The sequence below is a fragment of the Micromonospora sp. NPDC003776 genome, assembly GCF_053605645.1.
On the sequence record NZ_JBSGJR010000156.1, the window covers coordinates 1 to 12,263 of the forward strand.

The window sequence follows — 12,263 nt, forward strand, 5'->3', positions numbered from 1 at the left end:
CTCGACGGCGCGAGCGGGGCGGTGCCCCTGGACGGTTCGGGTCGGCCGCCGCCGGACGGTGCCGGCTCGCGCGCCACCTGGCGGTCGCAGCCGGCGGCCCATTCTCCCGGCGGTGCGCCCAGCCGGCCCCGGGCCCCCGCCCAGCGGCGTCCCCCGATGCCGCCCGACGACGGCCGCGGCACCGACCAGCGCCCGCGGCCGCGATCAGGCGCCCAGGACGGCCGACGCGATCACTGGCCGAAGACCCACCGGGCGGCCGCCTCGGGGCCGGGCCGAGCCGAAGCGTCCCTGCCGGCCAGAGTGCTGACCCGATTGCGGGACGCCGGTCCCCAGTCCCGGGTCCAGTTGGCCGCGCACCTCGACGTGTCCCGGACGGCCATCGCCGCCCAGGTCGATCGGCTCGCAGAACTCGGCCTCGTCGCGGAAACCGGACCGGCACGATCCCGTGGCGGCCGGTCCGCCGCCATCGACCTGTCCGGCAGCATCCGATTCGTTGGCCTCGCGATCGGCGCCACCGCCGTGTCCGTCGCGATAACCGACGGTCGTCTACAGGTGCTCGCGCTGCAGCGCGCGGAGTGCGACGTACGTCAGGGCCCGCAACCCGTCCTCGAACTCGCGGCGCAGCTGAGCCGCAACCTCCTGTCGAGCGTCGGGGTGACCAGGCCACTCGGGGTCGGTGTCGGCGTGCCCGGCCCGGTGGACTTCCGTCGCGGGATCTCGGTGTCACCACCGATCATGCCCAAGTGGGACCGGTACCCCGTCCGCGATCTCCTCGCCGGGCAGTTCGACTGCCCGGTCGTCATGGACAACGACGTCAACGTCATGGCGTTGGGCGAGCAGCTGGCAGGGTCGGCCACCGCCGTCGACAACTTCCTGTTCGTGAAGATCGGCACCGGCATCGGCTGTGGCATCGTGGCGAACGGCGGACTCTACCGGGGCATGGACGGATGCGCCGGGGACATCGGCCACGTCCGAGTCCCCGACTGCGACATCCTCTGCCTGTGCGGCAACACGGGATGCCTGGAAGCGTCCTTCGGCGGAGCCGCCCTGGGCCGCGACGCTCTCGCCGCCGCCCGATCGGGCCGCTCACCACTGCTCCGCGAACTTCTCGACCGCAACGGGACGCTGACCGCGGCGGAGGTGGGCCGGGCGGCTGGCGCGGGCGACGCCGCGGCCCTGCAACTGATCCGCGACGGCGGACGACGCGTGGGCGAGGTGCTGCGAGGGCTGGTGTCCTTCTTCAACCCGAGCCTCATCGTCCTTGGCGGCGGACTGACGCGGCTGGGCCACGTCCTGCTCGCCGAGCTGCGCAGCGCGATCTACTGCCGCTCGTCGCCCCTCGCCACCCGGAATCTTCGGATCACGATGAGCGACGCGAGCGGACGAGCCGGCGTCATCGGCGCCGCCAGGCTCGTCAGCGACCAGGTCTACTGCCTCCCCCGGTAGCCGGCGTGCTCCCTCGACCCGCCGGTCATCCCTTGGCCCGGGCGCGACGGGGTCGCCGGGCGGGTGCGTCGTCACCGCCGGCGAGCCGGGTGTACGTGAGCATGTTCGCCAGCGCCACCCCGACGACCGCGAACCCGACCTGAAGCGCGAGGACGACCCAGTCCCAGTGGAGCACCCAGAGTTCGACGCCGGCAGCGTGGTCGACGTCGAGCATCCGCGCGACGAAGGTGCCCAGCACCGCCGCGCCGACGCCGATGAGGAAGGTCGCGAACACGCCGATCCGCTGCCTGCCCGGCAGGACGAGCCGCCCGAGCAGGCCGACGAGAGCACCGATGAGGACAGCGCCGAGATAACCGGTCACCAGCATTGCGCAACTCCCTTCGACGACACCCGCAATAGATGCCCGAGCCGTACGTCGTCGGAAACCCACCGTGCCGTCCCGTCTCGGGAAGCACCGCCTCAGCGCTTGCCTCCGAGGCCCAGGTGTTGTTAGACCGTTGAGCAGAAGGACGCGCGCGAACGGGCGGTCCGGCCACGAGAAGGAGCGCATGATGACGGCTCGTCCCGGGTTCCACCTGGCGGTTCCGGTCGACGACCTGGCGCGGGCCCGCGCCTTCTACGGCGGCGTGCTCGGCCTGGCCGAGGGCCGCTCGGCCGACGCCTGGGTCGACTGGAACTTCTACGGCCACCAGGTGGTGACCCACGTCGTGCCGGCGGCCGGGCAGCCCGACGCGGGGCGCAATCCGGTCGACGGACACGACGTGCCGGTGCCGCACTTCGGACTCATCCTGTCGATCGAGGACTTCCACGCCCTGGCCGACCGGATCCGCGCCGCCGGCGCCGAGTTCGTGATCGAGCCGTACCTGCGGTTCGCCGGCGAGCCGGGCGAGCAGTGGACGATGTTCTTCCGCGACCCGGCCGGCAACGCCATGGAGTTCAAGGCGTTCCGGGACGAGTCGCAGATCTTCGCCAGGTAGGACAGGGCCGGCCGACACCTTCCTGGTGCCGGCCGGTCCCGAGATGACCCCTGCCGCCGCTGTGCGCCGGCGGTCGGCCTGCGAATGCTCGCCCCAACGCGCTCGGACGGGTTAGCTGGGGGTGGTCGCGGCCGCTACCGGACCGCGGGCGGCGACGTCCTCGGCCCGCAGAGCGTGCCCGACCGCGACGGCCCGGTCGGCCGGGCGAGGCGTCACCAGACTGACCAGCACGGTGACCACCAGGTTGATCGCCATGGCGATCAGGCCGGGCTCCCAGTCGGGCAGGTGGCTCGCCCAGAAGGTCTTGGCGAACGGGGCGAGCAGCGCGATGAACCCGACCGTGATTCCGGCCAGGACGCCGATGGCGGTCACCCGCCGCCAGAGGAAGGCGAGGAAGACCGCGGGCGCGAGCATCCCGATCGCGGAGTACGCGTAGAGCAGGATGTCCACCAGCGATTCGCTTCGGCCGAGGGTCAACCACACCGCGATGGCCGCGAAGCCGATCATCGAGATCCTGGACAGCAACAGGGCCGTACGCTCGTTGAGGTTCCTGCGCAACGGCGCCACGACGTTGCGGGTGAACACGGAACCGGAGGTCAGCAGCAGGACCGAGCCCGGGGCCAGAGCGAGCAGGAAGCCGGTCCCGGCGACGAGGCCGATCACCCACGCCGGATACCGGTCGGTGACGAACTGCAACAGGGCCGCGTTCATGTTGCCGTCAGCCGGCTTGGTGCCGGCCACCAGCGCGGCGAAGCCCAGCAGGATGATGAAGAAGTAGGCGAGCGAGTACAACGGCTGCCAGACCGCGTTGCGGCGGATCGCCTGGCCGCTCTTGGCCGCGTAGGACATCTGGAACAGGTGCGGAAACACCCAGTTGCCGAGGGCGACGTTCAGCGCTGACGTCATCAGCCAGATCGGCCCGGTGGGTGAGGTGGGGTCGACGCCGGGCAGCTTGCCGATGCCGGGGTGGGTCTGCTCGGCGAGCTTGAACACGTCGAACAGGGACGCGGCGCCGACCTTCGCCGCCACCGTCGCGGAGAGCAGCACGACGACGAGGACCATCAGGATGTCCTTGACCGCCGCGGCGACGGCGGCGGAGCGCAAGCCCGCCAGGTAGACGAAGGCGAGCATCACCACCGCTGCGATGATCACCGCTGCGGTGGTGGACAGCGTGCGGCCCAGGGCCAGCTGCACGATGAGACTGAGGCTGACCAGCTGGATCTGCACGTACACGACGAGGGCGGCGATGCCGACGACACCGGCGACCACGCCGAGCCACGGGGCGTCGAACCGGGCGGCGAAGAAGTCGCCCTGCGTGATCAGCCCGTGTTTGCGGCCGGCGCGCCAGATCTTGGGCATCAGCCAGTAGCCGAGCGCGTAGCTGAGTGACACCGAGCAGAAGGCCAGGTACGCCGGGGCGCCGAGCGCCCACGCGTAGCCGGAGATGCCGAGCACCGCGAAGGTGGTGTACACCTCGCCGGCGTTGATGAACCAGAAGACGAGCGTGCTGAGCCGACGGCCGCCGACGGCCCATTCCGTGACGGTGGCGGCGCGCGCGGTCCGCCGGCCGTACCCGACGGCGCCGACCACCGTGCTCACCACGATGACCAGCACGATTGCGAGAGTCATGCCTGCTCACCCGCTTTCGGTTCGGTCGCCGCCGCGAACCGCTGCTCCTCGTCGTCGACCCCGGCGGTCCGATCGAGCCGGAAGACCAGGCCGATGATGATCGTCGTGGCGACGATCCCGAGCATCTGCCAGAGCATCGGGAACGGGATGTGCAGCGGCGCCAGCGTGACGTCGTTGACGACCGGCACCAGGGCGACCTGCCAGATGAACGGGATCACGAGTAGCCACCGGTGGACCGTGGATCGGCGTGCCGGGGCCTGCTCGGGGGGATCGAGCGATGCCATGACTCTCCTGAAAGTCTGAGCGGCGGTTCGGCCGCCGTCAGCCGCCTGTGCAGCGCTACTGCACGTTGAGCCGCGACGCTAGGCCTCCCCGGTGCCCTCGTCAAGACCCGTGGATCTACTGGAATCGCCTGGTTGACGCGAGGTCGAGGGGCACCTACCGTGCAGTGCCAGGCATGCAGTGAGCCTGCATGCGCGTACCGCGAAAACGGGGGAGGGGCGCCGGGGTGATCGGGGACCGGTTGCACGAGCTGCGGACCGCGCGCGGCCTGAGCCTGCGTACGCTGGCCGCCGAGGCCGGCGTGTCCGCGACGCTGCTCAGCCAGATCGAGCGGGGCGTGACCGAGCCCAGCCTCGCGACCATGCGCCGGCTCGCCACGGTGTTCGGCGAGTCGGTCGCCTCGCTCTTCGCGGACCCCGCACCGCCGTCGGTCTGGCTCAGCCGGCCGGGAGAGCGGACCACCCTCGGAGCGCCGAAGGGGCAGATCCGGTACGAGCGCCTCACGCCCGGCAACGGCCAGCTCGAGGTGCTGCACGCCACCCTCGCCCCCGGCGAGGTCTCCAGCGCGGAGTTGTGGAGCCACCCGTCCCTGGAGTGCGCGTTCGTGGTGGCGGGCACGCTGACCGTCGAGGTCGGCCGGGCGACGTACACCGTCGTCGCCGGCGAGAGCATCACCCTCGATTCGCGCCAGCCGCACCGCTACCGCAACACCTCGGACACGGCCACCGAGATCGTGGTGGCCATCAACCCGCCGACGCCCTGAGCCTCGGCACAGCGAGAGGGGAAGCGAGATGGCCGACGACGAGCCGGACACCGGGCCCGACGGGGACATGGAGCTCTACGACCTGCGGGTCCACGTGGACCGGATCGAGGGCCGCTCGGTGTGCGGGATGCAGGTCGGCGACTGGTTCGAGGTCACCAACAGCGCCCACCTCCGGCTGCCCGAGGGCCGGCACTTCTGCGTGTACGCCCTGGCGTCGGTGCTGCCCTTCCTCGCGGCCAAGCAGCGGGACCTCGCCGCCGGGGACTGGCTGGCTCAGGACTCGCTGTTCGCCTGTCCGGATCCCGAGGAGCGGTTGATCATGCGGGTGGAGCGCACCTGCCGGCGTCGGATGAACTCCGCCGACCTGACCTGACTGTCGAGCCGAGGAGAGACGTGAGCGCAGCAGAGTTCGGCTTGGGCCTGCAGAGCGACAAGCGGGCCGGCGACTACGGCCGGCTGGCGCGCAGCGCGGAGCAGGCCGGCTTCGACGTGCTGACCGTGTTCAGCGACCTGATGTACCAGCCGCCGATCTTCCCGCTGCTGGAGATGGCCGCCGCGACCGAACGCGTGCGGCTCGGCGCGGCCTGCCTGAACCCCTACTCGATGGCCCCTTACGAGATCGCCGGCCAGGTCGCCGCGCTTGACCTGGCCTCCCACGGCCGCGCGTACCTCGGTCTCGCGCGCGGCACCTGGCTGGGCGCCGTCGGCATCGACCAGCCCCGGCCGCTGGCCACGCTCGACGAGGCGGCGCAGGTCGTCTACCGGCTGCTGCGTGGCGACACCGCCGGCTTCGACGGGCAGGTGTTCCGCCTCGCGCCGGACACCGTCCTACGCTACCGGGTCCATCGCCCCGATCCGCCCCTGCTGATCGGCGCCTGGGGCCCGAAAGGCGCCGCGCTCGCCGGCCGGATCGCCGACGAGATCAAGGTCGGTGGCAGCGCCAACCCCGCCATGGTCCCCGTCATCCGGGACCGGGTACGGGTCGGCGCCGAGCGGGCCGGCCGCCGGGTCGACGACGTCGGGATCGTGTTCGGCGCGGTCACCGTCGTCGACCGTGACGGCCCGGCCGCCCGGGCCAGGGCGCGCACCGAGGTGGCCATGTACCTGGCGGTCGTCGCCGACCTCGACCCCACGGTCGAGCTGCCGAACGATCTGCTGGACCGGGTGAAAGCGCTCGTCGACGCCGGTCACCACGAGGCGGCCGGCCGCCTCGTGCCCGACGACGTGCTCGACCTGTTCGCCTTCTCCGGCACCCCCGAGCAGGTGGCCGCCCAGGCGCAGGCCCTCGTCGACGCCGGCGTGCGGCGGGTCGAGTTCGGCACCCCGCACGGGCTCGAGGACCGACGCGGGGTGGCGCTGCTCGGCGGCGAGGTGCTGCCCATGCTGCGCCGATAGTGCGATGTCCGGGAGCGCGACGCCCGGTTGGCGTCGCCGTCACGCCACGGGCAGCACCATCTCGGGTGCGCCCCAGCCGGCCGGCACGGGCAGGCCGGCCTCCCGCCGGGCCAGGATGGCCGCGCCGACCTGGGCGGCCTGGGCGCCGAAGGCGGAGCGGAGGACCGGGGGTGGGGTCCGCCAGGCGAGCGCCGCGCGGAGGGCGTCGCGTACCGGGTCGAAGAAGAGCGCACCCGCGTCGGCCAGCCCACCGCCGAGGACGATGCGGGCCGGGTCGAGGGTCAGCGTGAGCGTGGCCAGCGCGGTCCCCAGCGCCTGCGTCGCGTCGTCCCAGACGGCGCGGGCCACCGGGTCGGTGGCCACGGCGTCGGCGATGGCCCGGCTGTCCAGCCCCGGTGTCCCGCCGAGACGGGCGTAGCGGCGGGCCAGACCACCCGCCGAGGCGTACACCTCCAGGCAGCCCTGCTGCCCGCAACTGCACGGCTCCCCGCCCGGGTAGACCGGCATGTGGCCGACCTCGCCGGCCGCGCGGGTCGCGCCGGCCACCGGCGCGCCGTGCACCACCACCGCCGCGGCGATGCCGGTGCCGAGCGGGAGCAGCAGGAAGTTGTCCAGCCCGCCGGCCGCTCCGGCCACCGCCTCGGCGACGCCGGCCGCCCGGGCGTCGTGCCCGACCGCGACCGGCAGCCCGAGGTCGCCCCCGACGAGGGCGCGCAGCGGCACGTCGCGGAAGCGGAGGTTGGCGGCGTACCGCACGACCCCGTCGACCTCGTCGACGAGCCCCGGCGTGACCACGCCGATCGCGGTGGGCGCGGCGCCGAGGGCCAGCGCCTCGTCGCGCAACTGCAGGCACAGGGACCGGACCGCCGCGACGGGGTCGTCGTCGGCCCGGGACGGCACGACCAGCGACCGCCGGAACCGGCCGTCCTCGCCGACCACCGCCCCCTTGATGGTCGTGCCGCCGACGTCGACGGCGAGGACGCACCGGTCTTCGGGCTGCGTCACGCGATCACCCGGCCACCACGGTGAGGTCCGCGGCGAAGTCGCGGTCCAGGGGGAACACCGGCCGCGCCACCTTCCGGTACGGCAGCCGGGCGAGGTCCTGGTCGACGCCGCCCGGGGTCAGCGCGAGCAGCCAGTCGCCGGCCGCGTCGAACAGTTCGGGCTCGAGATAGCCGATTTTCACCACCACGAGATCCACCGCGTCGACCGCGACACCCAGCCGCGCGTACGACTCCAGCAGGCGGTACTGCATCCGCCGGGACGTGACGAAGACGCTCAGCCCGCCGACCCGTACGCTGACGCACCGCCCGCCGTCGGGATCGTCGGCGACCGCCTCCAGCGTCCCGTCGAGGGGGAGCGGGCCCGGGTCCCGGGCGTCGATCCGTCCACCGACGGTGACCTGCACGGGTGACCCGAGCGGCAAGTCGGCGATCTGCGCCACGGCCTGCGGGTCGACCAGCGAGGCGAACACGGCGCGGCGCGAGCCGTCGCGGATCTCGGGCCGGGCCAGCATCCGTTCGAGGGCGAAGGTGACGTCGTCGGCGCCGCCGGCGCCGGGGTTGTCGCCCGAGTCGCTGATGAAGAACGGCCGGCGGGCCGGATCGGCGACCGCCGCCAGGGCGGCGTCGAGGCACTCGTCCATCGAACCGGTGGGCGCCACGAAGGCGAACTCGTCGCGGGCCGCCCAGAAGTGCGCGCCGAGCTCCCGGGCCGCCTCGGCGGTGGCGGTGGGGTCGGTGCCGGTGACGACGACCGCGCCGCGGCAGCGCGGCTGGTCGGCCCAGGCGAACCCGATCCAGATCGCCGCGTCGACGACGCCGTCCCGGGCCTCGATCTCGGGGATCCGCGCGTAGAGGCCCTGGGCCGGCTCCTCGCGGGTGCTGGTCATCTCGCCCGGCAGCAGGATCGGCACGTGCACCAGCGCCTTGTGCGGGCGCTGCTGTCGGCGCAGTGCCTCGACCAGGTTCCGGGCGGCGCGCTCCCGGGTCTCCCACACGTCGACGTGCGGGGCGGTGCGGTAGCAGGTGAGCAGATCGCAGGCGGCGAAGAGCACCGGCGAGACGTTGCCGTGCAGATCCATGGCCGCGGAGATGAACGGCTCCGGCCCGATCACCGACCGGATGGCGGTGACCAGGTCACCTTCCGCGTCGTCGTGTCCGACGACGCTCATCGCGCCGTGGATGTCCAGCAGCATGCCGTCCAGCGGGCCGGCGGCGCCCAGCTTCGCCACGATCTCTGCGGCCCACCCCTGGTACGTCTCCGGGTCCACCGCTCCGCCGGGCAGGGCGCGGGCGTGCACGAGCGGGATCCACTCGACGTCGACGGCCCAGGGCTGGGCGGGGGAGAGCCAGTCGTAGCGCGCCAGCAGCGCGTCGCCCCGGGTGACCTCGAAGTCGTGGGCGGTGCTCAGGTGGGGCGAGAACGTGCTGGATTCGATGTGGATGCCGCCGATGGCGATCCGGAGGGGACGGGGCACGGGTGGTGGCTCCTCAGGAGGGTCGTACGTCGGCCGTCGTGCGCAGCAGGTGCCCGAGGCCGACCAAGGCCGCATCCGGGCCCGCGACGCTGGCTTCGATGGTCAGGGACTGGGTCATGGACGGTAGGCAGCGCTCGTAGAGCATTCCGCGGGTGGCGGCCACGTACACGTCGAGGCTGGACAGTGCGCCGCCGATGACGACGGCGTCGGGGTTGAGGAAGTTGACCAGGCCGGACAGCGCCACCCCGAGCAACCGGCCGGCGTGGCGCACCATGGTGACCACGGTCGGGTCGGCGTCGCTGACCGCCGCCATGATGTCCCGGACGGTGGTCGCCGACGAACCCTGCTCGGCCAGCTCGCGGGCCAGGGCCGCACCGCTCGCGACGGTCTCCAGGCAGCCCCGGCTGCCACAGGAACACGTCCGCTCGCCGCTGTCCTCGACCCGTACGTGGGTGACGTCGCCGCTGAGGCCGCGGCCGCCGCGGAAGACCTGACCGTCGCTGACCAGGCAGGCGCCGATACCGGTGCCGGCTTTGACGTAGATCATGTCGCCGGACTCCCGGCCCCGGGTGACGTACTCGCCGATCGCCGCCGCCTTGGCGTCGTTCTCGACGACCACCGGCACCTGGAACCGTTCGGCGAGGAGGGCCTCGGCGTCGACGCCGCTCCAGCCGGGCATCCGGGCCGGGCCGACCACCCGACCGCCGGGGAACTCGACCGGGCCCGGCAGGGCGACGCCGACCCCGAGCAGTGCCTGGCCGGGCGCGGTGGCCGCCTGGAGCCGCGCGAAGGCCGCCGCGACGACCTCGAGGACCTCCTTGGGCCCGGCGGCGATGTCGATCGCCACCTCCTCGGTGGTGTGCAGCGCTCCGCCGGGGGCGCACAGTCCCACCCGGGCGTGCCGGCCGCCCAGCTCCGCGACGGCGAGGACCCCCTTGGTCTCCCGCAGGCGCAGGATCCGGGGTCGCCGCCCGCCGGTGGAGCGGCCCACCCCCTCCTCCAGGATGACGCCCTCCTCCAGCAGCCGGCGCACCACCGTGGTGACGGTCGAGGGGGCGACCTGCAACGCCTCGATCAGGTCGGCGCGCGAGGTGGCCGCGCCGCTGGCCAGCAGGCTGAGCGTCTGGTCGCGCAGGGTGGCGGAGATCGGTGGTTCCAAGATGTCTCTCCTCGTTCGGGCGGTCCTCCGGCGCCGCCCCAGTGTGTCGCAGTGCCAAAGCCCGGGTGCGCTCCGGAGTGCCGCGAAGAGCATCGTTCGATGCTTCGCCGACTTTGATCGTACCCTGACCGAAGTCCCCGAACAAAGAGGTTAATTTTCGTTGACTGATCACTTCGGCGCGGATACATTCTCCGCGTCGACGACGAGGAGCAGCACCAGGCGGCGGGACGCGCGCAGCGCCGCCGGCGCCCGGAGACGCGGGCCCGTGCAGATCAAGCGAGGAGATTCATGAGGAGCAGATTTCCCCGGCGCGCCATGCGTGGCGCGATCGCGGTAGCCGGCGCGGTCGCCCTCGGGGCCGGCCTGGTCGCCTGCGGTGGCGGCAGCGGTTCGTCGAAGGGCGGCGCGAGTCAGGGCAAGGACACGGTGACCGTCGCCTTCCGTACCCCCAACTGGATCCTGCCGATCTCGGCCCCCGGCTTCACCCAGGGCGAGAACGCGATCTTCGGCCAGGCGCTCTACCGGTCGCTGTACCAGTACAAGCTGGACGGGACGGCGCAGTACAACATCGACCCGCAGCGCTCGATGGCCGAGCCGCCGGTGGTCAGCAACGGCGGCAAGACCCTCACCATCACCCTGAAGGACAACACCTGGTCCGACGGCAAGCCCGTCACCACCAAGGACATCCAGTTCTGGTACGACCTGGTCACCGCGAACAAGGACAAGTGGGCGTCCTACCGGGCCGGCGGCCTGCCGGACAACATCGCCCAGTGGTCGGTGAAGGACGACAAGACCTTCTCCATCACCACCACGAAGGTCTACAACACCGCCTGGTTCGTGGACAACCAGCTCAACAAGATCACCCCGATGCCGGAGCACGCCTGGGACAAGGACTCCGCCACCGCGGCCGTGAGCAACCTGGCCAGCACGCCGGAGGGCGCGAAGAAGGTCTTCGCCTTCCTCACCGCCGCCGCCAAGGACCCCAAGACGTACGACTCCAACGAGCTGTGGAAGGTCACCAGCGGCCCCTGGAAGCTCGCGAAGTACGTGCCGAACGGGGAGGTCACCCTCGCCGCCCAGCCGAACTACTCCGGCACCGACAAGCCGAAGCTGAGCAAGGTCGTGCTGCGGCCGTTCACCAGCGACGACGCCGAGTTCAACGTGCTGCGCGCCGGTGACATCGACTACGGATACGTACCGGCGGCCAACCTCTCCCAGAAGGACTACCTCACGTCCAAGGGGTTCACGGTCTCGCCCTGGTACGGCTGGTCCGTCACCTACCTGCAGCTGAACTTCAACAACCCGAAGACCGGCGTGCTGTTCCAGCAGCCGTACCTGCGGCAGTCGCTGCAGATGCTCATCGACCAGCCGACGATCAGCAAGGTGATCTGGTCCGGCACGGCCGCGCCCACCTGCGGCCCGGTGCCGGCCAAGCCGGGCACCAACGGCACCGACGCCGCCGGCTGCGCCTACTCGTTCGACCCGGCCAAGGCGAAGGAACTGCTGGAGAGCCACGGCTGGAAGGTCACCCCGGACGGGCAGACCACCTGCCAGACGCCCGGCAGCGGGCCGAACCAGTGCGGCGACGGCATCGCCGCCGGTACGCCGCTGAAGTTCACCGTCACCAGCCAGACCGGCTTCGCCGCCACCACCAAGATGTTCGCCGAGATCAAGTCGCAGATGGCCAAGCTCGGCATCCAGCTGACCATCAAGGAGGTGCCCGACTCGGTCGCCGTCACCCCGGCCTGCAAGCCGGCGGACGCCACCTGCTCCTGGGACATGTCCTTCTTCGGCTCGCAGGGCAGCTGGTACTACCCGGCCTTCGCCAGCGGTGAGCGGCTCTTCGCCACCGGCGCCCCGGTGAACCTGGGCAGCTACAGCAACCCCGAGGCCGACAAGCTCATCGAGGCCACCCAGTTCTCCGGCGACGAGAGCGCGCTCAAGGCGTACAACGACTTTCTCGCCAAGGACCTGCCGGTGCTCTGGATGCCGAACCCGGTGTTCCAGGTCTCGGCGTACCGCTCCGGCCTGCAGGGAGTCGAGCCGCAGGACCCGATGAACTTCATGTACTTCCAGGACTGGTCCTGGAAGTGACCCACCACTGATCGTCCCGGCCCCGGCGGCGCCCACCGC

12 protein-coding genes are annotated in these 12,263 nt (G+C 72.0%); 6 read left to right on the plus strand and 6 right to left on the minus strand.

Annotated features, from left to right (window positions below):
- The coding region (locus tag ACWEVO_RS15310) for an ROK family protein (protein WP_452308158.1) at positions 1-1,446 on the plus strand (1,446 nt) is incomplete at its 5' end.
- Between the two features lie 25 nt (positions 1,447-1,471).
- On the opposite strand, the gene ACWEVO_RS15315 is transcribed toward ACWEVO_RS15310, so the two are convergent.
- Positions 1,472-1,813: a GlsB/YeaQ/YmgE family stress response membrane protein gene (locus ACWEVO_RS15315; protein WP_452308159.1), complete on the minus strand. Its 342-nt coding sequence runs from the start codon at positions 1,811-1,813 to the stop codon at positions 1,472-1,474.
- A 184-nt stretch (positions 1,814-1,997) separates the two neighbouring features.
- Between ACWEVO_RS15315 and ACWEVO_RS15320 the strand changes: the two genes are divergently transcribed.
- A complete protein-coding gene (locus tag ACWEVO_RS15320) occupies positions 1,998-2,423 on the plus strand; it encodes a VOC family protein (RefSeq protein ID WP_452308160.1) in 426 nt (141 codons plus the stop codon).
- 111 nt (positions 2,424-2,534) lie between these two features.
- On the opposite strand, the gene ACWEVO_RS15325 is transcribed toward ACWEVO_RS15320, so the two are convergent.
- Positions 2,535-4,052 (minus strand): sodium:solute symporter family protein, encoded by a 1,518-nt coding sequence (locus ACWEVO_RS15325; RefSeq protein WP_452308161.1) that lies wholly within the window; start codon positions 4,050-4,052, stop codon positions 2,535-2,537.
- Entirely contained in the window at positions 4,049-4,336 is a 288-nt protein-coding gene (locus ACWEVO_RS15330) for a DUF3311 domain-containing protein (protein WP_452308162.1), read from the minus strand. The genes ACWEVO_RS15325 and ACWEVO_RS15330 overlap by 4 nt, the downstream gene beginning before the upstream one ends.
- Positions 4,337-4,560: 224 nt before the next feature.
- On the opposite strand from ACWEVO_RS15330, the gene ACWEVO_RS15335 reads away from it, so the two are divergent.
- The 3 genes from ACWEVO_RS15335 to ACWEVO_RS15345 are packed head-to-tail and all read left to right on the plus strand — an operon-like array spanning position 4,561 to position 6,492.
- Positions 4,561-5,097, plus strand: a complete 537-nt coding sequence (locus ACWEVO_RS15335; protein WP_452308163.1) for a cupin domain-containing protein — start codon at positions 4,561-4,563, stop codon at positions 5,095-5,097.
- A gap of 28 nt (positions 5,098-5,125) precedes the next feature.
- Positions 5,126-5,470 (plus strand): TIGR04076 family protein, encoded by a 345-nt coding sequence (locus tag ACWEVO_RS15340; RefSeq protein ID WP_452308164.1) that lies wholly within the window; start codon positions 5,126-5,128, stop codon positions 5,468-5,470.
- A gap of 20 nt (positions 5,471-5,490) precedes the next feature.
- Positions 5,491-6,492 (plus strand): LLM class flavin-dependent oxidoreductase, encoded by a 1,002-nt coding sequence (locus tag ACWEVO_RS15345; protein ID WP_452308165.1) that lies wholly within the window; start codon positions 5,491-5,493, stop codon positions 6,490-6,492.
- Positions 6,493-6,531: 39 nt separating this feature from the next.
- On the opposite strand, the gene ACWEVO_RS15350 is transcribed toward ACWEVO_RS15345, so the two are convergent.
- Genes ACWEVO_RS15350 through ACWEVO_RS15360 form a run of 3 tightly spaced genes read right to left on the minus strand, consistent with a single transcriptional unit; the run spans position 6,532 to position 10,130 of the window.
- Entirely contained in the window at positions 6,532-7,497 is a 966-nt protein-coding gene (locus ACWEVO_RS15350; RefSeq protein WP_452308166.1) for an ROK family protein, read from the minus strand.
- 4 nt (positions 7,498-7,501) lie between these two features.
- Complete coding sequence (locus ACWEVO_RS15355) at positions 7,502-8,971, minus strand: M81 family metallopeptidase (RefSeq protein WP_452308167.1); 1,470 nt, start codon at positions 8,969-8,971, stop codon at positions 7,502-7,504.
- Between the two features lie 13 nt (positions 8,972-8,984).
- Positions 8,985-10,130 carry an ROK family transcriptional regulator gene (locus ACWEVO_RS15360; protein WP_452308168.1) on the minus strand — a complete coding sequence of 382 codons (1,146 nt, stop codon included), beginning with the start codon at positions 10,128-10,130 and terminating at the stop codon, positions 8,985-8,987.
- 288 nt (positions 10,131-10,418) lie between these two features.
- On the opposite strand from ACWEVO_RS15360, the gene ACWEVO_RS15365 reads away from it, so the two are divergent.
- On the plus strand, positions 10,419-12,224 hold the full coding sequence (locus ACWEVO_RS15365) for a peptide ABC transporter substrate-binding protein (RefSeq protein ID WP_452308169.1): 1,806 nt from the start codon (positions 10,419-10,421) through the stop codon (positions 12,222-12,224).
- The last annotated feature ends 39 nt before the right edge of the window (positions 12,225-12,263 follow it).

Excerpts from the sequence above, each read along its gene's own strand:
- ACWEVO_RS15315 (WP_452308159.1), bottom strand. The coding sequence starts at position 1,813 with ATGCTGGTGACCGGTTATCTCGGCGCTGTCCTCATCGGTGCTCTCGTC.
- ACWEVO_RS15320 (WP_452308160.1), top strand. The coding sequence starts at position 1,998 with ATGACGGCTCGTCCCGGGTTCCACCTGGCGGTTCCGGTCGACGACCTG.
- ACWEVO_RS15325 (WP_452308161.1), bottom strand. The coding sequence starts at position 4,052 with ATGACTCTCGCAATCGTGCTGGTCATCGTGGTGAGCACGGTGGTCGGC.
- ACWEVO_RS15330 (WP_452308162.1), bottom strand. The coding sequence starts at position 4,336 with ATGGCATCGCTCGATCCCCCCGAGCAGGCCCCGGCACGCCGATCCACG.
- ACWEVO_RS15340 (WP_452308164.1), top strand. The coding sequence starts at position 5,126 with ATGGCCGACGACGAGCCGGACACCGGGCCCGACGGGGACATGGAGCTC.
- ACWEVO_RS15365 (WP_452308169.1), top strand. The coding sequence starts at position 10,419 with ATGAGGAGCAGATTTCCCCGGCGCGCCATGCGTGGCGCGATCGCGGTA.